At 68.3% G+C, this 22,554-nt stretch carries 21 protein-coding genes and 1 pseudogene; 4 read left to right on the top strand and 18 right to left on the bottom strand.

From position 1 onward, the window contains the following. Nucleotides 1–121: 121 nt before the first annotated feature. Complete coding sequence (locus IG98_RS0137805; RefSeq protein ID WP_030923915.1) at nt 122–1,267, top strand: acyl-CoA dehydrogenase family protein; 1,146 nt, start codon at nt 122–124, stop codon at nt 1,265–1,267. A gap of 73 nt (nt 1,268–1,340) precedes the next feature. Here IG98_RS0137805 and IG98_RS0137800 read toward each other — a convergent pair whose 3' ends face one another. Then, the gene (locus IG98_RS0137800; protein ID WP_157594753.1) at nt 1,341–1,859 is read right to left on the bottom strand and encodes a hypothetical protein; all 519 of its coding nucleotides are present in this window, start codon (nt 1,857–1,859) and stop codon (nt 1,341–1,343) included. Nucleotides 1,860–1,960: 101 nt separating this feature from the next. Here IG98_RS0137800 and IG98_RS52145 point away from each other — a divergent pair, with 101 nt between their 5' ends. After that, on the top strand, nt 1,961–2,122 hold the full coding sequence (locus IG98_RS52145) for a hypothetical protein (protein WP_169750261.1): 162 nt from the start codon (nt 1,961–1,963) through the stop codon (nt 2,120–2,122). Here IG98_RS52145 and IG98_RS0137790 read toward each other — a convergent pair. From IG98_RS0137790 to pdxH, 5 genes are all read right to left on the bottom strand, one after another. After that, on the bottom strand, nt 2,119–2,892 hold the full coding sequence (locus IG98_RS0137790; protein ID WP_030923910.1) for an alpha/beta fold hydrolase: 774 nt from the start codon (nt 2,890–2,892) through the stop codon (nt 2,119–2,121). The two genes, IG98_RS52145 and IG98_RS0137790, sit on opposite strands and share 4 nt — an antisense overlap. Nucleotides 2,893–2,944: 52 nt before the next feature. After that, nucleotides 2,945–5,170, bottom strand: a complete 2,226-nt coding sequence (locus tag IG98_RS0137785; protein ID WP_030923908.1) for an ATP-binding SpoIIE family protein phosphatase — start codon at nt 5,168–5,170, stop codon at nt 2,945–2,947. A gap of 117 nt (nt 5,171–5,287) precedes the next feature. Beyond that, nucleotides 5,288–5,992, bottom strand: coding sequence for an iron-dependent transcriptional repressor DtxR (locus tag IG98_RS0137780; protein WP_030923905.1), 705 nt, complete (start codon nt 5,990–5,992; stop codon nt 5,288–5,290). Nucleotides 5,993–6,151: 159 nt separating this feature from the next. Then, the gene (locus IG98_RS0137775) at nt 6,152–7,399 is read right to left on the bottom strand and encodes an MFS transporter (RefSeq protein ID WP_030923902.1); all 1,248 of its coding nucleotides are present in this window, start codon (nt 7,397–7,399) and stop codon (nt 6,152–6,154) included. Nucleotides 7,400–7,455: 56 nt separating this feature from the next. Beyond that, on the bottom strand, nt 7,456–8,109 hold the full coding sequence (pdxH, locus tag IG98_RS0137770) for a pyridoxamine 5'-phosphate oxidase (RefSeq protein ID WP_030923899.1): 654 nt from the start codon (nt 8,107–8,109) through the stop codon (nt 7,456–7,458). A gap of 169 nt (nt 8,110–8,278) precedes the next feature. Here pdxH and IG98_RS0137765 point away from each other — a divergent pair, with 169 nt between their 5' ends. Further along, nucleotides 8,279–9,385, top strand: a complete 1,107-nt coding sequence (locus IG98_RS0137765; RefSeq protein ID WP_030923895.1) for a citrate synthase 2 — start codon at nt 8,279–8,281, stop codon at nt 9,383–9,385. A gap of 226 nt (nt 9,386–9,611) precedes the next feature. Then, nucleotides 9,612–10,721: a phosphoserine transaminase gene (gene serC, locus IG98_RS0137760; RefSeq protein ID WP_030923892.1), complete on the top strand. Its 1,110-nt coding sequence runs from the start codon at nt 9,612–9,614 to the stop codon at nt 10,719–10,721. 84 nt (nt 10,722–10,805) lie between these two features. Here the strand turns inward: serC and IG98_RS0137755 are convergent, their stop codons facing one another. From IG98_RS0137755 to IG98_RS52140, 12 genes and pseudogenes are all read right to left on the bottom strand, one after another. Beyond that, nucleotides 10,806–11,213, bottom strand: a complete 408-nt coding sequence (locus tag IG98_RS0137755; protein ID WP_030923888.1) for a BlaI/MecI/CopY family transcriptional regulator — start codon at nt 11,211–11,213, stop codon at nt 10,806–10,808. A gap of 398 nt (nt 11,214–11,611) precedes the next feature. Then, entirely contained in the window at nt 11,612–12,268 is a 657-nt protein-coding gene (locus IG98_RS0137750) for a rhomboid family intramembrane serine protease (RefSeq protein WP_030923885.1), read from the bottom strand. A 155-nt stretch (nt 12,269–12,423) separates the two neighbouring features. Continuing rightward, nucleotides 12,424–13,188 (bottom strand): crotonase/enoyl-CoA hydratase family protein, encoded by a 765-nt coding sequence (locus IG98_RS0137745; protein ID WP_030923883.1) that lies wholly within the window; start codon nt 13,186–13,188, stop codon nt 12,424–12,426. 10 nt (nt 13,189–13,198) lie between these two features. Beyond that, entirely contained in the window at nt 13,199–13,972 is a 774-nt protein-coding gene (locus IG98_RS0137740; RefSeq protein ID WP_030923880.1) for an SDR family oxidoreductase, read from the bottom strand. Nucleotides 13,973–14,087: 115 nt separating this feature from the next. After that, entirely contained in the window at nt 14,088–14,426 is a 339-nt protein-coding gene (locus IG98_RS0137735) for an STAS domain-containing protein (RefSeq protein ID WP_030923878.1), read from the bottom strand. A gap of 103 nt (nt 14,427–14,529) precedes the next feature. After that, nucleotides 14,530–15,267, bottom strand: a complete 738-nt coding sequence (locus tag IG98_RS0137730) for an energy-coupling factor ABC transporter ATP-binding protein (protein ID WP_030923875.1) — start codon at nt 15,265–15,267, stop codon at nt 14,530–14,532. After that, on the bottom strand, nt 15,264–15,980 hold the full coding sequence (cbiQ, locus tag IG98_RS0137725) for a cobalt ECF transporter T component CbiQ (RefSeq protein ID WP_342666879.1): 717 nt from the start codon (nt 15,978–15,980) through the stop codon (nt 15,264–15,266). The genes IG98_RS0137730 and cbiQ overlap by 4 nt, the downstream gene beginning before the upstream one ends. A 47-nt stretch (nt 15,981–16,027) precedes the next feature. After that, nucleotides 16,028–17,077, bottom strand: coding sequence for an energy-coupling factor ABC transporter permease (locus tag IG98_RS0137720; protein ID WP_030923869.1), 1,050 nt, complete (start codon nt 17,075–17,077; stop codon nt 16,028–16,030). Nucleotides 17,078–17,209: 132 nt separating this feature from the next. After that, nucleotides 17,210–19,117 (bottom strand): glycosyltransferase family 2 protein, encoded by a 1,908-nt coding sequence (locus tag IG98_RS47780; RefSeq protein ID WP_051753457.1) that lies wholly within the window; start codon nt 19,115–19,117, stop codon nt 17,210–17,212. 195 nt (nt 19,118–19,312) lie between these two features. After that, nucleotides 19,313–20,230, bottom strand: coding sequence for a COG1470 family protein (locus tag IG98_RS0137710; protein ID WP_157594752.1), 918 nt, complete (start codon nt 20,228–20,230; stop codon nt 19,313–19,315). Between the two features lie 1,442 nt (nt 20,231–21,672). After that, nucleotides 21,673–22,257, bottom strand: a complete 585-nt coding sequence (locus tag IG98_RS0137705) for a hypothetical protein (RefSeq protein WP_157594751.1) — start codon at nt 22,255–22,257, stop codon at nt 21,673–21,675. 80 nt (nt 22,258–22,337) lie between these two features. Further along, nucleotides 22,338–22,554, bottom strand: a pseudogene (locus tag IG98_RS52140) (hypothetical protein); the annotation flags it as partial.

The following is a 22,554-nucleotide window of genomic DNA, read 5'->3' as shown; positions in this document are numbered from 1 at the left end:
CGCACTTGTGATCTGGATGTAAATCCACAAACCACCACAAGCCGTACTTGCGATCCCCAGCCGGGTGTACCCCGGAGTAACAGAATCGTATTCTGTGTCACGGATCCCTAGGAGGCACACAATGCAGCGAGACCTCTTCGAAGAGGAGCACCAGCTCTTCCGAGAGACAGTACGTGAGTTCCTGGCCCGCGAGGTGGCGCCCCATCATGCCCAGTGGGAGAAGGACGGCATCGTCCCTCGCGAGGTGTGGAAGAAGGCCGGAGAGATCGGCATGTTCGGCTTCGGGGTACCCGAGGAGTTCGGCGGGGCGGGGATCACCGACTTCCGCTACAACGCCGTGATCTCCGAGGAGGTCATCGCGACAGGCGCGTCCGGTCTGGGGTTCTCGCTGCACAACGACGTCATGGCGCCGTACTTCGTGGACCTCACCAACGACGAGCAGAAGGCGCGCTGGCTGCCCGGGTTCGCCAGTGGTGAGCTCATCACGGCGGTCGCGATGAGCGAGCCCGGCGCGGGCAGCGACCTGCAGGGCATCAGAACGACCGCTGTGCGCGAGGGCGACCACTACGTGGTCAACGGCCAGAAGACCTTCATCACCAACGGCATCAACTCCGACCTGGTCGTCGCGGTCGCGAAGACCGACCCGGAGGCGGGCGCCCGGGGGATCTCGCTGCTGGTCGTCGAACGGGGCATGGAGGGCTTCACCCGGGGCCGTAACCTGGAGAAGATCGGCATGCACGCCCAGGACACGGCGGAGCTGTTCTTCGACAACGTCCGGGTCCCCGCGGCCAACCTGCTGGGTCCACAGGAGGGGCAGGGCTTCTTCCAGCTCATGGCCAACCTGCCGCAGGAGCGCCTGTCGATCGCAGTGATGGCGGTGGCGGCGGCGGAGACGGTTCTGCGGACGACCATCGAGTACTGCAAGAGCCGCACGGCCTTCGGCCGCAACATCGGCAGCTTCCAGAACACCAGGTTCGTTCTGGCGGAGCTGGACACCGAGGTGGAGATCGCCCGCCACTACGTGGACAAATGCATCCGGACACTCAACGCCGGGGAACTCACCGCGGTGGACGCCGCCAAGGCGAAGTGGTGGACCACGGAGCTGCAGACCAAGGTCATCGACCGTTGCCTGCAGCTGCACGGCGGCTACGGCTACATGATGGAGTACCCCGTGGCCAAGGCCTGGGTCGACAGCCGTGTCCAGACCATCTACGGCGGCACCACCGAGATCATGAAAGAGATCATCGGCCGCTCCTTCGGCTTCTGACCCGGCCCGGCCTCCACCCGGGAGAACCGCCGCGAGGGCGGCGGTTCTCCCGGGTGGAGGCCCGCCGGTGCCGTCACCCCCGGGTGATCTCCTGGATCTGGACGGCCAACCCATCCTTGATCGTCACTTTGGCGAGGAGGACGTCGCCCTTGCCGAGAGCCTTCCGTAGTTGCTCCACGGAGCAGCTGCGCGGGGCCTTCCCCTCCGTGCAGATCAGACCTTGTGTGTCGAGCACGACCGTGTAGGGCGACAGGAGGGCTTTCACCCCCTGGTCACTTGTGGTGGTCACCGTGATCGCGCCCGCTCCTCGCAGGGCGATCTGCCCCCGTACCGTGTCGTCGACGCCCCGGCCTCCCGGCACGCTCACCGACGGCAACGGCGTGGGAGGCTGCTCGGAAAGCGCCGTCGGCGAGGCGGAGACGGGAGGCGACGGAACCTCGGAGACCTCGGGAGACGGAGCAGCGGAGGCGGTCACGGTGGCGGTCGCGGTCGCCGACGCGCCGGACGTACCGTCCGCACCCGAACACGCGGAGAGACCTACGGCCAGGGCTGCCATCAGCAGGGCACGCGTTACCTTCGATGTCCTGTTCACGAAACGTAACGATCTCACGGGTTCCGGATCGCGTTTACCCGCCACGGAGGCGGCTCCGTCGACGCATACTGGTCAACGGAGACTTCCCCGAGGGGGTGACGATGGACAGCGGGCTGATTCTGCTGATCTTCCTGGCGTTCCTGTTCGCCTGGGGCCTGAACCGGGTACGGCGCGCCTTCCGGCTCGGCCCTGTCGCGTACGCCGGTGTCATGGTGGTGTTCGTCATCGCGATGCTGGCCATCTGGGGACAGTCGTTCCGCTAGGCGGACGCCTCCAGCAGCACCCTCGCGACCAGCTCGGGATCGTCGGTCATCGGCACATGCCCGCACCCCTTGAGCAGTTTCACCCGGTGCCCCGACCATTTGGCGGCCCTTACCGCCTGCCGGCGCAAAAGCAGCCTGTCGTGCTCGCCCCAGGCGATCGTGACCGGCACCTTCGGCGGCGCGGGAGGCATCAGTCCCGCGAACGAGGCGAGCGTCTCGTCGAACCCCGAGGCGTCCTTGAGCGCCTGAATGGCGGCGAGCTGCGCCTCCGGGGAGAGCCTGGTGGGATGGGCGACCAGCAGACTCATGGAGAGAGCGCGGCTCAGCGGGTCCTCCGCGAGGGCCAGCGCCCATTCGGGGGAAAGGGAACATGCGCCGGCCCTGTTGACCCGCAGGACGGCTCGCGCGTACGCGAGCTCGCTACGGTTCCAGAACCCGGCGGGAGAGAGCGCGGTGGCCGAGCGGACCGCGGCGCGCGCGGCCAGTTCGAGAGCGACGTAACCGCCCAGGGAGTTTCCCGCCACATGCGGTTCGCGCAGGCCGAGCACCCCGAAGAAGGACTCGATCGCGTCCGCCAGGCTCTCCGCCGTGTACGGCGTGCCAGACGGCAACGGCGGTGAGACGCCGAAGCCGGGAAAGTCGACGGCGATCACGTCTCGCTCGGCGGCGAGCCGGTCGAGCACCGGCAACCATGCCTGCCAGTGATGCCCGATGCCGTGTAGCAGGACCAGGGGCGAGCCCGTCCCACGCCGTTCGAACGCCAGCTCCATGTCCCGAGTCAACCACCGATCGGATAGTTGTTCCAGCTCTGCCATGTGTCGTTCAGCGCGACCTGGTGGGGATCTCGAACCAGACGGCCTTTCCTTCCTTGGTGGGGCGGGAGCCCCAGCGCTTGGCGAGCTGGTCGACGAGATAGAGACCCCGTCCCCCCTCGTCGTTCTCCCCCGCGCTGCGGATGCGCGGCAGCCGGAGGTCCTGGTCGAAGACCTCGACCCAGACGGACTCTCCGCCCCGGCGCAGCCGGAGGGTGAACTCCTTCTCGTTGACGATCTCGTCTTCGAAGCCGGGGATGTCCCAGGACTCGTCGAACGACAGCGGAGGACCGTCCATTGTCAGCTCCCTGCGCGGGATGCTGGCGCTGGCGGCGTGCAGCACGACGTTGGTGACGACCTCGGAGACCAGCAGGCAGGCGAGCTCGGCGCGCTCCTCGGGGACGTTCCAGCCGACGAACGCCTCCGAGGCCATCCGGCGCGCCTCACCGACCATGATCGGCTGGGCCGGGAAGGTGCGCTCCTCGACGGCCAGGTCCTCGGAGGCGGACCTGAGCACGAGAATGGCCATGTCATCGTCGATCTCGCCGGGCACCGCGACGGTGGCGGCGTCGGCGATGCGCTCGACGGAGGTGTCGCTGATCTCGATGAGCCTCTCGCAGAGCTGCCCCAGCGCCTCCTCGACGTTGGGCGGCCTGCCGTCCGCGTCGCGGATGGGGCGGCGGTCGACGAGCCCGTCGGTGTAGAGGAGCAGCGCGGCCCCGGGGGGCAGTGTCCGCGTCTCCTCCTTGTAGACCAGGTCCGCGTGCATGCCCTTGGCCCGGACTCCCAGCGGCTGGCCGACCTCGCGAATGTCGAGTTCGGTGCAGGTGTCGCCGATGAGCAGCAGTGGGGGGGCGTGACCGGCGTTGGCGAACGACAGCTGCCGCGACCAGGCGTCGTACACCAGATACTGGCAGGTGACGATGGGCGGGATGCTGATGTCGGCGCCGCTCTCGTCCTGCTCGGGGGTGGCGATGATGCGCGTCCACTCGTCGAGCCTGGCGAGAATCTCCGCGGGCGGTTTGTCGTCCTGGGCGAAGGCCCGCAGCGCCGCCCGCAGCTGTCCCATGACCGCCGCGGCCTTGGCGCCCCGGCCCTCGACGTCGCCGATGACGATGCCGACCCGGCCCGCCGAGAGCGGGATGACGTCGTACCAGTCACCGCCGACCTGGGTCTGGATGCCCTGTCCGTGGCTGGCCAGGGGAGCGGCGGGAAAGTAGCGGACCGCGATCTCCAGCCCGTCGAGCTGCGGCAGCGCGCGGGGAAGAAGGTGCTTCTGGAAGGACTCCGCCGTGTGCCGTTCCTCCTCGAACAGCAGCGCGTTGTCGACGGCGAGGGCGACCCTGGTGGCGATCGCCCCTACGAAGTCGCGGTCGAAGGCGTCGTAGTGCGGGCTACGCCGGTCGGTCAGGTTGGACAGCCCCAGGTACATCAGCCCGAGGGTCTCACCTCGTACGCAGAGCGGCGCCACGATGGCCGAGGTCATGCCGATCTCGGCGGCCAGGCGGGTGTTGGCCTCGCCGGGGCTGGGGTAGTTGGTCTGGGAGAAGTCCTCGACCAGGATCGTCTCCTGGCGGCGCAGCGCGATGTCGGCGTAGTGTCCCGCCGGATAGCGGATCTCCGCCCCGATCGGTGCCCAGGTGTTGGGCGGCGGGCTCCACCCCTGGACGTGTGTGGAGACCCTGCGGGTCAGCCGCCCCTCCTCCATCAGCTCGATGAAGCAGTGGTCGGCGAACTGCGGGACGAGCATCTCGGCGACGCGCTTGAGCGTCTCCTCGACGTAGAGCGATCCGGCGAGACGCTCGCCGATCCGCTCCAGCAGGCCGAAGCGGTCCTTCTCCCGCTCGTTGCTGCGCATCGCCTCGCGAGCGGTGATGACGATGCCCGTCACCGCTCCCGAGGGGTGGCGCAGCGGCACGGCCTGGGCCCGTACGTAGATGATCGTCCCGTCGCCGCGCCTGACGTCGAACGTGCCCTCCCAGACACCCCCCTTGAGGACGTGTTTGGAGAGCTCGACGGCCAGCGGGTGGTCCTTCTCCATGATGCCCAGGGAGAGAGACTGATCACGTGGTCCCGACGTGCCCGGGCGCCCGAAAAGCCTTTCCGCGAAAGGGTTCCAGTAGAGCAGGTTGCTGAACCTGTCGGTGACCACCACCGCCATCTCAGCATGATCTAGGACGGAACCAGCCGTAAGGTGATCAGCGGCATCTTGGGAAACATCCCCCCACCGCTTCATCCGGTGACCGCCCCTCGTGGGCGGGTGTGTGCATAGCGAACCACGGTTGCTCCTGCAGTCTCGGCCTGGGAGCGGAGGGACTCCCGAACGGGATCCAACCGAGCTAAGGGGCCTCGGTCAGCGTGTGGAGACGAAAACGTGCGCGGCAACCTCTCGCGGGAGATCCGCAAGAAAATTGTCCGCCTCGTCGTCACCTGTCACCCGCACACCGTCGTCGCTCACCGCGAGCGTTACCTCGCGTCCGGGTTGTATCCCAACTTGCTTGAGTTTAAGCATCACAGCCGGATCGCTTTGCACTTGTTCACTAATTCGCCGCACGACAACGGGTATATCTCTGGGTCCGGCCATCGCGGCCATCGACGGCAGCGACTCCGACCGCCCGTCGGGAAGGCCCGAGACACCGAGTTCCTCCAGGCCGGGGATCGGATTGCCGTGCGGGTCCTCGGTGGGGTTGTTGAGCAGGCTGACCAGCCTGGCCTCCACCGATTCGGACATGACGTGCTCCCAGCGGCACGCCTCGATGTGCACGTCCTCCCATGGCAGGCCGATGACCTGAGTGAGCAGGCACTCGGCGAGACGGTGCTTGCGCATGACCCGGGTCGCGAGAGTGCGCCCCAGCTCGGTCATGGTCAGATGCCGGTCGCCCTCGACGCGAACCAGCCCGTCGCGTTCCATCCTGGCGACCGTCTGGCTGACTGTGGGACCACTCTGCTGGAGCCGCTCCGCGATGCGCGCGCGCAGGGGGACGATGCCCTCCTCCTCCAGCTCGAAGATCGTACGAAGGTACATCTCCGTTGTGTCGATCAGGCCATGTGCGGTCAAGGTTCCTCCCGTCCTCTCTCGATGCTACGTCCATCGCGCGGTGTTCCCGGGAGGGCGGCGCGGGACCTTGGAAGTTCGAAGACACGACCCTATTGGGAGAACGGCTCGTGATGGCAAAGGACAGCAACACCGGGGGCCGCCGAATCCTTCCCTAGCTGCTCAAACACTACTCACGACCGGTTGATATTTTCTGAAGGCCGGGACGGTCAGCCCCACCGCGACCACGGCCACCGCGCAGGCGATCCCACCGCCCACCCAGGCCCCCGTGGCCCCGAACCAGGAGGCGGTGGCCCCGGCTCGGAGGTCCCCCAGTCTGGGGCCTCCCGCGACCACCACCATGAAGACGCCCTGCATCCTCCCGCGCATGTCGTCGGGTGCGTGGGTCTGCAGGATCGTCTGGCGCCACACCGCGGAGACCAGGTCGGCGGCCCCGCCGAACGCGAGCAGCGCGACCATCAGCCACAACTGGTCCGCGAGTCCGGCCGCGGCGACGGTGAGCCCCCAGGCGGCGATCACGTACGTGAGCGCCATTCCCTGACGCCGGACCCGCCCCACCCAGCCCGACAACACCCCGCCGAGCACCGAGCCGATGGCGATGCTGGCCGACAGCCACCCGAAGGCGACCAGCGATCCGCCGAACCTCTCGGCCACGACCTCCGGGAACAGCGCCCTGGGCAGTGCGAACGCCATGGCGATGAGATCGACGACAAACGACATCAGCACCACCGGGTGCCCGCAGACGTAACGCAGGCCGTCCACGACCGACCGCAGGTCCGGGCGCGTCACCTCGCCGACCGGTTCGAGTCTCGGCAGTCTCACCGCGGCGTGGAAGCCCGCGCCGAACAGCAGCGCGTCGATCAGGTAGGCGGCGGCGAAACCGCTCTGCGCGAGCACGACCCCGCCGATCAGCGGCCCGATGACGGTGCCGAGGCCGCTCACCAGGAAGTTGAGGGTGTTGGCCGCCGGGATCAGGTCGGCCGGGACCAGCCTGGGGATGATGGCCCCCCTGGTCGGGCCCGTGATGGCGAAACCTGTCGCGTGCAGGGCCACGGTGGCCAGCAACAGGCCGACGCTCGTCGACCCGAGGGCCGCCTGGACCAGGAGCGCGAGCGTCCCCGACCAGGCGATCAGCGCACCGATGATGAGGAGCCTGCGCCGGTCGACGGCATCGGCGACCGCGCCGCCCCAGAGCCCGAAGACGACCAGGGGGATCAGGTTGGCTGGGCCGAGCATGCCGACCCAGAAGGACGACCCCGTGATGTCGTAGATCTGGGCGCTGACGGCCACCGAGGTGAGCTGGAAGCCGATGAACGACACACCCTGGCCGGCCCAGAGTCGCCGGTAGGCGGGGATGCCGAGCGGGCGTGTGTCGGCCGCGTGCCTGCGGACGAAATTTCCGAACCCCACACCACTCCCTCTCTACCGGACATATGTGGATATATCAGTAAAGAGGGAGCAGGGTGTCACGGAGCCAGACGCTCGATGATCCAACCGGTGCCGGAACGCCGGTAACGGAGGCGGTCGTGCATACGGTCTGTGCGGCCCTGCCAGAACTCCACCTCGGCCGGCACCACACGCAGTCCACCCCAGAAGTCCGGGGTCGGCGGATCCTCCGGCCAACGCTCCGACAGCTCCTCGTAGCGGGCGTCCAACTCGTCCCTGGAGTGCACGACCGCGGACTGCCTCGACGCCCAGGCGCCGATCCGCGACCCGTAGGGCCGGGACCTGAAGTAGGCGGCCGACTCCTCGCGCGGCAGCCGTACCACCGCCCCCTCCACCCGTACCTGGCGGCGGATGGAGTGCCAGGGGAACAGCAGGGCGGCCCTCGGGTTCTCCGCCAGGTCACGCCCCTTGCGCGACTCGTAGTTGGTGTAGAAGACGAACCCGTTCTCGTCGTACCCCTTGAGCAGTACGGTCCTGGCCGTCGGCCGGCCACCCGCCGAGGCGGTCGCCAGCACTGTCGCGTTCGGCTCGGGAAGCCCGGCGTCCACGGCGTCGCCGAACCAGGCGGCGAACTGCGACACGGGATCGGGTGCGAGGTCCTCCTCAAGGAGAGGCAGTCCCTGGTACGTGCGACGAAGTCCCGCCATCGAGGGCGGTCGCGATGCGGCATCCACGGGAAGGTATTCTCCCGTGCCGAGCCGGAAACCCGCTCAGCGCCCCCCACCTGCGGCGATCCCGCTTTGGAGGGTCCGGCGGCAGGCTGCCCCGGCTCAGGGGGTTGAATATGACCCGCCGGTATCTCGACATCAAGGCTTTGACTTCAAGAAAGGGAGGCGGCCGAAAATGTCCGACTTCAAACCCGGGCTCGAAGGCGTAGTAGCTTTCGAGACTGAGATCGCGGAACCGGACAAAGAAGGGGGCGCCCTCCGCTATCGGGGCGTTGACATCGAAGAGCTGGTCGGTCGCGTCCCCTTCGGGAACGTGTGGGGCCTGCTCGTCGACAACGAGTTCGAGCCGGGTCTGTCCCCGGCCGAGCCCTACCCCATTCCTGTCCACTCCGGTGACATCCGCGTCGACGTGCAGAGCGCGCTGGCCATGCTGGCCCCCGCGTACGGTTTCAAGCCGCTGCTCGACATCGACGACAAGGAGGCCCGCGCCAACCTGGCGCAGGCCAGCGTCACGGCCCTGAGCTTCGTCGCCCAGTCCTCGCGCGGTCTCGGGAAGCCGATGGTCCCCCAGAGCGAGGTCGACAAGGGCCAGAGCATCGTCGAGCGGTTCATGATCCGCTGGCAGGGCGACCCCGACCCCAGGCACGTCAAGGCCATCGACGCCTACTGGACCTCCGCCGCCGAGCACGGCATGAACGCCTCCACCTTCACCGCCCGGGTCATCGCCTCCACCGGAGCCGATGTCGCCGCGGCGCTGAGCGGTGCGGTCGGCGCCATGTCCGGCCCGCTCCACGGTGGTGCGCCCGCGCGCGTGCTGCACATGATCGAGGGTGTCGAGCAGGTCGGCGACGCCAAGAAGTACGTGCAGTCGGAGCTCGACAAGGGCCAGCGTCTGATGGGCTTCGGTCATCGCGTCTACCGTGCCGAGGACCCCCGGGCACGAGTGCTCCGCCGCACCGCCAAGGAACTCGACGCACCGCGTTACGAGGTCGCCGCGGCGCTGGAGAAGGCCGCGCTGGAGGAACTGCACGCCCGCAAGCCCGACCGGGTGCTCGCCACCAACGTCGAGTACTGGGCGGCGGTCATCCTGGACTTCGCCCAGGTTCCGTCATCCATGTTCACCTCCATGTTCACCTGCGCCCGCACCGCGGGCTGGGCCGCGCACATCCTGGAGCAGAAGCGCACGGGCAGGCTTGTCCGCCCCAGCGCCGACTACGTAGGTCCCCCCCAGCGCTCGGTCCACGACGTCCCCGGTGCCGCCGAGGCCGTCGGCTCCTTCTGATCCTGCCGAATTCCCGTCCTGTACGGCTGTCGCGTGGACGTCTCACGCGACAGCCGTTGCCGTTGCCGTTCCCGGCTCCTCGAAACCTCGCGCCCCGCTCTCCCACCGGCCGTCATCCGGTTTCCGGCCCCCGCGATCACCTCACCCGGCTCAAAACCATCCCACGTCTCGTCTCAAAATCCGGACCTCGTCCTGGATCGATCCGCGGGCTCAGTAGGCTGGTCATGTGGCTGACATCGTGATTCCCTCTGACATCAAGCCCGCCGACGGCCGTTTCGGCTGCGGGCCCTCGAAGGTGCGCCCCGAGCAGCTCTCGGCTCTCGCCGCCTCCGGTTCCAGCCTCCTAGGCACCTCTCACCGCCAGAAGCCGGTGAAGTCGCTCGTCGGGCGCGTCCGCGCGGGACTGTCCGAGTTGTTCTCCCTCCCCGAGGGGTACGAGGTCGTCCTGGGCAACGGCGGCACCACCGCGTTCTGGGACATCGCCGCCTTCGGGCTGATCCGCGACAGGTCGCAGCACCTGAACTTCGGCGAGTTCTCCTCCAAGTTCGCCTCCGTGGCGGCCAAGGCCCCGTGGCTGGGCGACCCGACCGTGATCAAGTCGGACGTCGGCAGCCACCCCGAGGCCAGGCTGGAGGAGGGCGTCGACGTCTACGCGCTCACCCACAACGAGACCTCGACCGGCGTCGCGATGCCGATCAGGCGGGTGGGCGAGGAGGGTTCGCTCGTGCTCGTCGACGCCACCTCCGGCGCCGGCGGCCTGCCGGTCGAGGCGAGCGAGTTCGACGTCTACTACTTCGCCCCGCAGAAGAGCTTCGCCTCCGACGGCGGCCTCTGGATCGCCCTGATGTCCCCGGCCGCGCTGGCCAGGGTCGACGAGATCGCGTCAAGCGGGCGCTACGTCCCCGACTTCTTCAGCCTGCCGGTGGCCATCGACAACTCCTCCAAGGACCAGACGTACAACACCCCGGCGGTCGCCACGCTCTTCCTGCTCGCCGAGCAGATCGAGTGGATGAACGGCAACGGCGGCCTGGCCTGGACGACCGCTCGCAGCGCCGAGTCGGCCCGGCGCCTCTACACCTGGGCGGAGAAGACCTCCTATACCACCCCGTTCGCGGGTCCGGAGTTCCGCTCCAACGTGGTCGGCACGATCGACTTCTCCGATGACGTCGACGCCTCCGCGATCGCCAAGGTCCTGCGCGCCAACGGCATCGTCGACACCGAGCCCTACCGCAAGCTCGGTCGCAACCAGTTGCGCGTCGCGATGTTCCCGGCCATCGACCCCGACGACGTCGAGGCCCTGACCACCTGCGTCGACTACGTGGTCGAGCGCCTGTAGTCCCGCTCCCTGGCGGTGCCGAGCCCGATGGCAGCGGGCACCGCCAGGATTCGTCCGGTGAGATCTCCGGTCCCGCGCGGGAACCTAGGGCAGGGCGCCCGGAGGCCCGCCCGCGCTCGGAGTGAACGCCTGCTCCCCCGCGCGCCGGGCCAGTTCGTGCAGCAGACGCAGGGCGTCGTCCGGATCCACCCCCTCCGCGAACCGCGAGAGCACGGGGGCCCGGTCCGGGCTGCCCGCCAGGGCCGCGAGCATCAGCCCCGCCACATGCTCATCCCGGGAGCGGCTGGCGGTGTAGCGGAAGGCGTTGCGCACGGGTGCCCTCTCCAGCAGGCCCTTCCTGACGAGACGCTCGGCGACGGTCTGCACCGTGGTGTAGGCCAGGCTCCGTTCCGCGTCCTGGTTCAGCATGTCCTGCACCTGGCGGACCAGCAGTGGTTGCTTGCAGCCCCACAGCACGTCCATGATCGCGCGTTCCAGGGATCCCAGGTTCACCCGCGGCCACCTTTCGAGGGTCGCGCCCAGCAGCGGATGGCCCTGGAGAACATGTACGGGCACGCAGCCAGGCAGGGTCACACATGAAATTTGGTCATATTGTTACTTAAATCCATCGATGCGGCCATAGCTGGTGAATGTCGACCCTCTTAACTGATCGCACTCCAGATCGCCGCTATTCGCCCCTGGAGCGCGCACATCACCCATCGACCCCGAATATTCCCGCAGCGCCACAAAGGCCCTACACAACCCTTACAGCCCCGTACAGCACCTATCCCTGGGCGAAACACCAAGAGCCGGCCGGGCGACGGCAAGCCCGCGGCGCGAAGGACGGCGTACGGCGGGACCCCGACGGGCAGGAGGGACGGCGACGACGTGCGGCGACCGGGGCGAGAGCCTCAGTAGGCGGGAGAGACATCCCGGCGGCGCTTGCGGCGCAGCACCCAGGCCGCGATGACGCCACCGATCAGGCCGAACAGGTGCCCCTGCCAGGAGATGCCCTGCTCTCCGGGGAGCACCCCCCAGATGATCGAGTAATAGGTGATCGCCACGCCGACACCGATCACGATGTCGAGGGCGCGGCGGTCGAACAGGCCTCGGGCGACGACGAAGCCGAAGTAACCGAAGACCAGGCCGCTGGCACCGACCGTGAGAACCCTCGGCTCGTTGACGAACCAGATGCCCAGCCCACTGACCAGAACGATGATCAGGCTGGCGGCCAGGAAGCGGCCGATCCCCCGCAGCGCGGCGAGGAAGCCGAGGATCAGCAGGGGCAGCGAGTTGGCCATCAGGTGGCCGAAGCCGCCGTGCAGAAAGGGGGCGAGGAGGATGCCGCCCAGACTCTCCGGGACCCAGGACTGGATTCCGTAGGCGTCGAGCGTTCCCTCACCCGGCAGCACGTAGTCGACGACCTCGACCACCCACATGACGCTGACCAGGAGGACGTTGATGATCGCGGCGCCCAGCGCACCCGCTGCCAGGTTTCCCGCCCTGCGCTTCAGGAGGTCGCCGGAGGATCGGCCGGTGGGGGTCATCCCGGTCGCGTAGTCGTTCATTCACTCTCCTGGCCTTGGAGCGGTGTCGTGGATGTCAAGTGCCCCCGCCACACCTGCCCACACCTTTACCGTACGCACTCCCGGCCATGAACGCGCCGGGTGTGATCCATCGATCACACCCGACCCGCGAACCCCCTCCGGAATCCGAAGGGGGACTACTCACCCTTCCACTGGGGGGCACGCTTCTCGGCGAAGGCCGCCGCGCCCTCCATGGCGTCCTTGGAACCGAACACCGGGTTGATGATCTCGCCCTGCTTCCTGAACATCTCGTCGAGGCTCCAGTCCGCGGACTCGACGATCACGCGTTTGGTCGCGGCGAGCGCCATCGGGGCGTTGGCCGCGATCCTCTTCGCGAGCTCGACGGCCTTGGCCAGCGCCTCACCCACCGGTGTGATGTGGTTGACCAGGCCGACCTCGTACAGCCGGGAGGCCGGGAAGTGGTCGCCGGTCAGGGCGATCTCCATGGCGATGTGGTACGGAATGCGACGCGGCAGCCGCATCACGCCACCCGCCCCCGCGACCAGACCCCGTTTGGGTTCGGGCAGCCCGAACTTGGCCTCCTCGGAGGCGATGATGATGTCGCAGGCCAGCGCCAGCTCGCAGCCTCCGGCCAGGGCGTAACCCTCGACGGCGGCGATGAGCGGCTTCTTCGGCGGCGTCTCGGCCACCCCGCCGAATCCCCTGCCCTCCACGACCGGGAAGTCCCCGCTCAGGAAACCTTTCAGGTCCATACCCGAGCAGAACGTGCCACCGGCGCCGGTAAGGACGTAGGCGGCCACGTCCTTGCGCTCCTCCAGCTCGTCCAGCGCGGCGGCGACGCCCCTGGCGACCGTGCCGTTGATGGCGTTCCTGGCCTTGGGCCGGTTGATCGTGATGACGGCCACGCCGTCGTCCACTTCGACCAGAACCTCGTCAGACACCGGATGACTCCTACTTGGGCTGGAAGCGGATGCCGCCGTCGAAACGGATCGTCTCGGCGTTCATGTAGTCGTTCTCGATCAGCGAGCGGACCAGGTGCGCGAACTCCGAGGCCAGTCCCATGCGCTTGGGGAAGACCACCGGGGCCACGAGCTTGGCCTTGAACTCATCGGCGTTGGGCGAGAAGCCGTAGATCGGGGTGTCGATGATGCCCGGGCAGATGGTGTTGACACGCACACCGATGGCACCGAGGTCGCGTGCGGCCGGGAGGGTCATGCCGACGATGCCGCCCTTGGACGCCGAGTAGGCGACCTGGCCGGTCTGCCCCTCCAGCGCCGCCACCGAGGCGGTGTTGATCACCACTCCGCGCTGGCCGTCCGCGTCGACCGGCTCCGTCTTCGCGATCGCCGCGGCACCGATGCGCATGAGGTTGAAGGTGCCGATCAGGTTGACCTCGATGACCTTGCGATAGGAGGCCAGGTCATGGGGCGAGCCGTCGCGACCCACGGTCCGGCTGGCCCAGCCGATGCCCGCGCTGTTCACCACGACGCGCAGCGGCTTGCCGGTCGCCACGGCCGCGTCCACGGCCGCCTGCACCTGCGCCTCGTCCGACACGTCGGTCTTGACGAAGACGCCGCCGAGCTCGTCGGCAAGGGGCTTGCCGCGCTCCTCGTTGAGGTCGGCGATGACGACGGTGACACCGTGCGCGGCGAGGTCGCGGGCCGTGGCCTCGCCGAGGCCGCTGGCGCCGCCCGAGATGATTGCTGCTGCTCCGTTCAAGTCCATGAGCGGACTTTAACCCGCGGACCGAATGAAGTTCTACTCGGGGTGGGTTAAATCTCTCCGATGCCAGGCCCTGACCCCTGCCTACCGCGGCCGGTCAAAGTCCGCGGGATGGAGCCTAGATCTCTCCGATCGCAGTGCTCACATCGGGATAGACCTTGATCCGCCGGTCGAGCCCCGTCGTGCGGAGGATCCGGGCCACCGGCGCCTGGGGAGCCGCCAGGCAGACCCCACCGCCACCGCTCGTGGCCAGCCGCCACGCCTCGATCAGCACCGACAACCCGCTGGAGTCCATGAAGGACAGGTCTGTGAGGTCGAGAACCAGTCGCGAACCGTCCAGTTTGATCGCGTCACGGACCTCGTCTCGCAGGAAGGGAGCGGTGAACAGGTCGAGTTCGCCCTCGACAGCCACCACCACGGCGTCGCCGACCGCGCGGCGGGCCAGCCGTAGCTTCATCAGTCCTCCTCGCGCCCAGGGCAGACCCACTTTACTTCGCCACCACAGCACACGAGGTCGTGTGTGATTCTTCACAGGGAATCGCAGCCCGGATTCTCCGGGATCACGAGGCCGCGAAACCGTAGGGCAGTTCGAGCCGGTGGTCGGCGAGCAGGTCGGCATCGGCGAGAATCTTACGGGTCGGCCCGTCCGCGGCAATGACGCCCCCGGAGAGAATGAGCGAACGCTCACACAGCTCCAGCGCGTAGGGCAGGTCGTGGGTGACCATCAGGACCGTCACGTCGAGCCCCCTGAGAATCTCGGCGAGCTCTCGCCTGGAGGCCGGGTCCAGGTTCGACGACGGCTCGTCGAGCACCAGAATCTCCGGCTCCATGGCCAGCACCGTCGCCACCGCGACCCGGCGGCGCTGGCCGAAGGACAGGTGGTGCGGCGGCCGGTCGATCGTCTCCAGCATGCCCACGCGCTCCAGCGCGTCCTTGACCCGGCGCTCCAGCTCCTCGCCCGTGACGCCCAGGTTGGCCGGGCCGAAGGCCACGTCCTCGCGGACGCTCGGCATGAAGAGCTGGTCGTCGGGGTCCTGGAAGACCAGCCCGACCCGCCTGCGGATCTCCTTGAGCGATCCCTTCCCGACCGGCAACCCCGCCACCGCCACCGTGCCGTGGCCGGCGGTCAGGATGCCGTTGAGGTGCATCACCAGTGTGGTCTTGCCCGCGCCGTTCGGCCCGAGCAGCGCGACCCGCTCACCGCGCTCCACGCGGAAGTCCACGCCGAACAGCGCCTGCGTACCGTCCGGGTACGCGTACGCCAGGCGGCTCACCTCCAACGAAGGCGGCGCGGTCATGCGACCCCCCAGCTCCCAAGCAGCACGGCAAGCGCCGCACCTGGCAACATACCGGCGACCAGCCACTGCCGCGACGCGGCGGACAGATCCTGGATGACCGGCATCGAGCCGGTGTAGCCCCGGCTGAGCATGGCCAGGTGCACCCGCTCACCCCGCTCGTACGAGCGGATGAACAGCGCCCCCGCCGATCTGGCGATCACCGGGATGTGCCGCACGTCCCTGGCCACGAACCCGCGTGACTCCCGCGCCACCCGCATCCGGCGCATCTCCTCCAGGATCACGTCCAGGTAGCGGAGCATGAACATGGCGATCTGTACCAGCATCGGCGGCAGCCTCAGGCGCTGGGCGCCCAGCAGTATCAGCCGTGGCTCGGTGGTGGCCGCGAGCAGCACGCTCGCGACCACGCCCAGGGTCGCCTTGGCCAGGATGTTCCAGGCGGCCCACAGGCCGGCGACGCTGAGCGAGAGTCCCATGAACGTCACCCGCTCGCCGATTCCGATGAACGGGATGGCCAGCGCGAACACCACGAACGGCACCTCGACCACCATCCGCCGCAGCAGGAATCCCGCCGGGACTCGCGCGGCCACCGCGACGGCGGCCAGGAGCACGGCGTACAGGCCGAAGGCCCAGAACCACTCACGCGGGGTGGCGACCACCACCAGGGCGAACCCGGCCACCGCCGCCAGTTTGCACTGGGGGGGCAGCCGGTGCACGAGCGTGTCGCCCGGCCGGTGAAGCCGATGGTGGTGACCCGCCCCCACTAGACGGAGACCTTCCTGCCGCTGTCCTCGCCGCGCCCGGAGCCCTCGTCACGGCGGCGCACCGTGAAGAACAACCCGCCGCCGACGGCGAGGGTCACCCCGACGCCGATCAGACCGGCCACCCCCACCGGGATGCCGCCCACGTCCCCGTAGTCGGCGAGCGGCTGCTCACCCAGTGAGTGGTCGGCCGCCTGCCCGCTGAAGCCCTTGTCCTCGGCGACGCGCTCCAGACCGTCGGGCGAGGAGGAGGCGTAGAAGCTGACCACGCCCGCCAGCAGCGCCGCCACCGCGATACCGGCGGGCAGGAACCAGCCGGGACGGCGCGCGGCGACCGGCGCCGTGGGCGCCGGAGACTCCGACGTGACCGTCACGTCGCCGCCCGCGCCGCGCAGGACCAGCGGCGCGGCGAGTTCCCTGGCGCCGTACACCAGGTCGGGCCGGATCGCCAGGACGGTGCTGACGGTCACCGCGGTGATCAGGCCTTCCCCGATACCGATGAGCAGGTGCACGCCGCCCATGGCCGCGGCGACCGTGCCGATCTCGACGGGCGCGGTGCCGCCGAGCCAGAACAGCAGGGTGAAAGCCAGCGCCGTGGCGGGCACCGAGACCAGTGCCGCGACGAACGAGGCCGCCACCACGGCTCCCCGGCCCCGCAGGCTCCGGGTGATCAGACGGAAGACGCCCCACCCGACCAGTACGGCGACGACGCCCATCAGCGTGATGTTGACGCCCAGCGCGGTCAGGCCGCCGTCGGCGAAGAAAAACCCCTGTACGAGGAGGACCACCGCCACGCACAGCACCGCCGTGTACGGGCCGACGAGTATCGCGGCGAGCGCACCACCAAGGAGGTGGCCGCTCGTACCCGCGGCGACCGGGAAGTTGAGCATCTGGACGGCGAACACGAAGGCGGCGACCAGGCCCGCCATGGGGGCGGTGCGGTCGTCGAGTTCACGGCGGGCGCCGCGCAGGCAGACGGCCACGCCCGCAGCCGCGACCACCCCCGCCGACAGCGACACCGCCGCGTTGAAAAAGCCATCGGGTACGTGCACGACAAGCCTCCGAAGCGCGGATTTGGCTCCACTTTAGGCCATGGGCTTGTACTTGCAAGATATTGGCATTAACGCCCGACGAAGGTCTGGTGACTTCCGCCTGCCACCGGGGTTCGCGGCGCTACCGCGCCGTCAACACACGATGCGTCTGACGAAGGTCCGGGGGCCGAGGGTGCGGACCACGGTGCTGAGCCGCCCCTTGCCCGCCGTGGCGTAGGGCCTGACGCTCCACCGGGTCGCGCCGCGCCACCAGGTACGCGGCTGCTCGATCATCTCGGGCACCGCCTCGATCCTGAAGCGCGCGGGCGGCCCGCCCAGGTCCATCTCCAGGTAGGCGTCCCAGGTGCCGGGCCCCAGCCGGCCCATCGCCTGCCAGGCCGTGAACGTGCCGTCCTCTCCGACCGTGACCGGCTCACGCCGCTCCCGGCTCGACTCACGCTCCCGCCAGACCAGATGACGCACCGCGTCCGCCGCCGGAGCGGCGGTGCCCACGGTGACCTCACCGTGCAGCACCAGCCGGTGCCCCGCCGCCCAGCGGGCGCGTACCAGCCGGGCGCTGCCCGGCACCGCGACCACGTGGCCGCCGATGTCAAGGCTGAGGTTGCCGTAGGGGCGGGTGAAGTACGGCAGGGCGACGACGTCGCCGACCACTCGCGGCGCGGGCGGCACCGGAAGCGCGGTCAGTCCGTCCCGGTCGAAGCCCAGACGGGCGAGCCGGGGAACGCCCTCGAAGGCGACGGCCACGTGAACATCCCAGATGCCGGAGGACAGGCCGGTGACGTCGACGACCCCGGTGAACTCCGCGCAGTCGCCCGTCGCCGGGACCACGACCTCGTCGCAGGGGCCGGTGCCCGCGTGCCGGCGCCGCAGCACCAGGGCGAGGTCGCCGCCAACGATCTCCGGGCGGTCGTATCGCTCCAGTGTGCTCAGCGCCACCTTGCCGGAGATCGCCAGCCTTCCCTCCCGCTCCCAGCGGAGCGCGGTGAGCTCCCTGCGGACCGAGGCCGACTCGATGTGCGCCAGCCGCACCAGGCGATCGATGTCCTCCAGTGCGGCGATCCTGCTCCGGTCGATCGCGGGGAGCCGGTCACGGACCCCGTCGGTCAGCCACCGCTCGCACATGTCGGCCACCTCGGCGGCGATCTCCTTGCGCTCGACCTCCCCGGCGTCCAGGAAGGGCCTGCCGAGGTTGCCGAAGGCGTCCATCCGGAAGTGCCGCCGCAGGAGGTGGTCGCGGAGGTCTCCCGGCCGTACGTGGGCGAGCATCAACTCGATCGGCCGCCTGATCATCCGCAGCCAGGAGACCGGGTCGCGGCTCCCCTGCCGCTGCATGATGCTGGTGCCGTCGGGCCGGGCGACCAGGTGGTAGCAGTCGTAGTCGGCGACCACCGAGATCACGTTCGCGTGGCAGTAGGCGTGGGTGGTGAAGACGACGTCCTCGCCGACCAGAAGCGTCTCGTCGAAACGGATGGCGTGCCGCTCCAGCATCTCCCTGCGGAACAACTTGAAGCAGCTCAGGCTGTTGTAGACCGCGCTGTCACCGAGCGGCACCCGCTCGGCGTTCTCCTTGAACATCGAGACCGGCACCTTGCGGTCATGACCGACGATCTTCCCGAGCACGATGTCCGAGCCGTTGCGGTCGGCCATCGCGAGCATCCGCTCCAGCGCCTGGGGGCCGAGGTAGTCGTCCGCGTCGCAGAAGAAGACGTACCTGCCGCGCGCGTGGGAGAGTCCGACGTTGCGCGGGCGCCCCGCGCCGCCGGATGCCTTCTGCCGGACGACGCGGATCACACCGCGGTGGCAGGAGGCGTACAGGTCGAGCAGCGCGGCACCGCCGTCGGTGGAACCGTCGTCGACGACCACCACCTCCAGGGCGACCCGCTGGATCAGCAGCGAGGTCAGGCACCTGTCGAGATAGGGCCGACAGTTGTGCAGGGGGACGATCACGGTGACGTCGACGTCGGACCGGATCGCCTCCTCCCTGGTGATATCGCAGCCGCCCCGCCCCGTGCGGACTCGCTGAAGAGTCGTTACCCCCACCGCCGTGCCCCTCGTCGGTTACTTTCCGCTTATCTAGCGTCTCAGTATGTGACGAGGGGCCACCCGTGCGGGGCAAATCCACAGGGTTGCCTCTCCGACCTGCTCCCGGCGAAGGCCGAATTCGGCGAGAAACAACTGGTTCTCCCACCATCGACAGGAAACCCACTGCCTAACCGGCTCAGACGCGCCGCACTCTCAAACCCCGCTGTCGGCCCGGTCGAGGTCGTCTCGATCGCGGTTGGTATGTCCGTTCGGGGCCTGATCCGCCCCGAGAGCCCGAACCCGACGGCGGCGCGGCAGCCAGGCGATGACGTACAGCACGAGCGCCACCACGACCAGCGCCCCGAAGAGGCGCAGAGGGAGGATGACGAAAGTCGCGCTCCGCCGGGATGTCCCGCCGGTCCCGGAGACCGACACCGTCGCGTGGCAGAGACACATGAACGGCGGATCCGCCCATCTGACGGTGACGTCCCTGCTGTCTCCCCTGAGCAGGGTGAAGTCGGGAAACGGCACCTCGTACCCGTTCACCTCCACCTTCAGCGCACCGGGGCCGAGGAAGTCACGGTGAACGGTCCCGAGATTGTCGACGGTGATGGTGAGGTCGACGGGGCCGCCCGTCGAGAAGGCGCCGGAGGTGCGCAGGTCGCCAAGGCGCACGGACGTGTCGATCGGCCCCGGAACCGTGATGTAGATCGGCGTTCCGATCGCCCGGTTCAGCTTGATGTTGCCCTCACCGGCCCCTGCCGGGGCCACGAAGAGCAGGGCCACCTGGTGCTCGCCGTGCTCGGGCTCGGGCGGAGGGTCGATCAGTACGGTGACGCCCCGCTCCGCGCCGGGGGCGAGACGGAAGCTCGCCGGCCTCACCTTGAGCCAGCCGGCGGCCGAGCGGGGCGCGTCACGCTCGAAGAGCACCTTCCCGGACTCGTCCATGGCGAAGCCCACCCTGTCGACGACCACGTCGACGGGCGCTCGTCCCCTGTTGGCCACCTGGAACGACTGAGGCTCGTCGATCTCCTCCGGGGTGACGACCAGTCGTGGCGGGCTCACCGTCAGCGAGAAGTCCGGAACCGGGGCCGGCGCTCCGGAAGCCCCCGGCTCAACCGCCGCCGTCACGCCTCCTGCCACCAGAAGCGCGACGACCACCCGCCGAAGCCGCCCAGCCACCGCACCCCCAGTCAGCCTCGACGGTCACAGCCCGCCCGGAAACCCCACCGCCCGGCACACGGGGACACCCAAGATCTTTTCACTTACAGTAGTCGTATCAGCGCAGAACGCACAAGTTCCCGGCGGAATGTGTCGCCACCGCCTCTCTGGAACGCCCGGCTCATCCATCAGGCCGGAACCCGCCCCGGCACATACGTCACGCCTGTTCTTTTCGCGACAGGGCCGTCGCCCAGGCTCCTGGGCGGGCGTTCAAAAAGGCGTCGGCAGACGACCATTGGGCACGCGACGGGCACGGAAAAATCATAAAGTTCGGCTGAACAGCGAAAGGCCAGGTCACCGAATATCGGTTGACCTGGCCTTTCGCATGCGAGCCGACGAGGGGAATCGAACCCCTGACCTACAAGTTCACAAGATCTCGGTACGCGCCCCTGTGACCAGCTGCGTTCCAGGTCAGAGGCGGTCTCGCCTTGCCCGTGAGTCCCCGTGATTCCCCCTTGGCGACCCTCCTGACGGGGCACGCAACGGGCACGGCCTGAACGCCCCGTGCGGACGCACACACCTCCCCCGCCGGATCTTCCCGTCGCCGTCGCCCCACCCTCCGGGGAGCGGGGCGGGGCCAGAGGTCAAGGTGGAGCGCCCCACCGGACGAACACCCTTGACCCCTGGCCCCGGTCTGCTCGGCTTGCCCTGGGACGACGGCGACGGGAAGATCCGGCCCCCAGCCACCTACGAACCTGGCTCTTGCCCCTGAAGATCATCCCGGAGCCGAAGCGCCCTCGCCGGAGGCGCTTCTCTGCGGAGGTAGTCGATAACAGTGCAGACACCAGCTGCGACTATCAGCCCTACAGCAGCCTTGATATTGAGATCTACGAACTTGGGAACACCGCCGTAAACAGTAAGGATCCAGCTTGAGCGCAACAGCTTCCAAGACCCGATGATCAGAAATGCGGTGCTGGTGGTCCGCAGCATGGTAGGCCACGAGCCCTTACGTGAGCGATGCAGAAGTGCCAGTATCAGAGGGATAACAATTCCTGCTGAAAACAGTGGCCAAGTCTCCCCGGTGAGCAATCTCTCTAGGTACTGGAGGGGCGTCGTAACGGGTGATCGTATGACACGGTGTTGGACGAGGCATAGCTTTCCCTAATTATGGAAATGAAGCTGCCTGGTTCGTAGGGCCGTGTAGGTAGATGTGGCAACCGGTGGTTGATGCAACCTGGGCGGTGGTGCGGCCCCGGTGCGGCGGGTGGGCCGATTCCCGCCGCCGTTCGGGACCGGCGCCCACGCCGCACGCCCGGACGGCGGAGGGCCGTGCGGCGGCGCGCCGCGCCGCCGCTTGATAACCCATAAGAACAATTCGGCAGTGATTGTGATATGACTCCGCGTCTAGTGCCTCAGTCGTAGTCGGTGCAGGTCGCATACCAGTCGCCAGTCACATGATCGAATGAGGAGACGCCGAGATCCTCCACACGCCCGTCCGGAACATAAGCGAATCCGCACTTGATGAGCATTCCACCCGCACTGGCGACACCAAGATGTGTGACCCCCTTCCAGCGCTGCGCCGTATCGACGGTGAACAGGCCGACACGCTCCTGCCTGAATGACGAACGCTCCTGTTCAGGTAGCGACTGCGCGTAGCTGGTGAGAGCGGGTTCGGAGATCAAGAAAGCTGCCCGCATCGGAAGCTGAGAGTTCGCCAGGGCGAGTGTGAGTGCCCCGATGAGTGGCGTCGCGATGATCCATGGACTACGCCTGTAGCTGCTGCCCCGGGTCATGAGGAGCGAGATCCATATGAGGCCGGACAAGAGCCATGCAGGGATGGCGAAGAGAGCCAGGAGGTAGTTACCGCCGGGATAAGCCGCAGCGAAGAGCGTCAGGACGGCACTCACGGTAACGGGGCCGAGGACGAGCACCAATTGCCACCACTGGCTTCTATCGGGTGCCTGACGCTGGAGATCCACGACTGAGGGGGTGGCCATGCGAAGGACCCTAGCCCGGTGAACAGGATGCTTGCTGTGCAGGTCACCCGGATCGGGATGCCCGTCAGTATGACCAGCGATTATTCATGCTTTTGAAGTGATCCGGCGACATGTTCTCGGGCTTCGATCAGGTAGATCCCGTCGTGTTGGCGTATGGCCGACGGGTGATCCTGGCGCATTGCGTCGAGAACGCGGGTCGCGAATGCCTCGGATGCGAGTTCCCGGACCTCGGCCGCGGTGACCCGGCGGAACGCGCGGGCCTCGTCGGTCTCGGTGAGGTGGCCGCCGATGACCTTG

The organism is Streptosporangium amethystogenes, assembly GCF_000721075.1.
Classification (GTDB): domain Bacteria; phylum Actinomycetota; class Actinomycetes; order Streptosporangiales; family Streptosporangiaceae; genus Streptosporangium; species Streptosporangium amethystogenes.
This window is presented reverse-complemented; position numbering and strand designations above follow the sequence as displayed.

Bases quoted from the DNA above. Each gene is read 5' to 3' on its own strand.
- IG98_RS0137805 (WP_030923915.1), top strand. From the start codon at position 122: ATGCAGCGAGACCTCTTCGAAGAGGAGCACCAGCTCTTCCGAGAGACA.
- IG98_RS52145 (WP_169750261.1), top strand. From the start codon at position 1,961: ATGGACAGCGGGCTGATTCTGCTGATCTTCCTGGCGTTCCTGTTCGCC.
- IG98_RS0137790 (WP_030923910.1), bottom strand. From the start codon at position 2,892: ATGGAGCTGGCGTTCGAACGGCGTGGGACGGGCTCGCCCCTGGTCCTG.
- IG98_RS0137785 (WP_030923908.1), bottom strand. From the start codon at position 5,170: ATGAAGCGGTGGGGGGATGTTTCCCAAGATGCCGCTGATCACCTTACG.
- IG98_RS0137765 (WP_030923895.1), top strand. From the start codon at position 8,279: ATGTCCGACTTCAAACCCGGGCTCGAAGGCGTAGTAGCTTTCGAGACT.
- IG98_RS0137750 (WP_030923885.1), bottom strand. From the start codon at position 12,268: ATGAACGACTACGCGACCGGGATGACCCCCACCGGCCGATCCTCCGGC.
- IG98_RS0137740 (WP_030923880.1), bottom strand. From the start codon at position 13,972: ATGGACTTGAACGGAGCAGCAGCAATCATCTCGGGCGGCGCCAGCGGC.
- IG98_RS0137735 (WP_030923878.1), bottom strand. From the start codon at position 14,426: ATGAAGCTACGGCTGGCCCGCCGCGCGGTCGGCGACGCCGTGGTGGTG.
- IG98_RS0137730 (WP_030923875.1), bottom strand. From the start codon at position 15,267: ATGACCGCGCCGCCTTCGTTGGAGGTGAGCCGCCTGGCGTACGCGTAC.
- IG98_RS0137705 (WP_157594751.1), bottom strand. From the start codon at position 22,257: ATGGCCACCCCCTCAGTCGTGGATCTCCAGCGTCAGGCACCCGATAGA.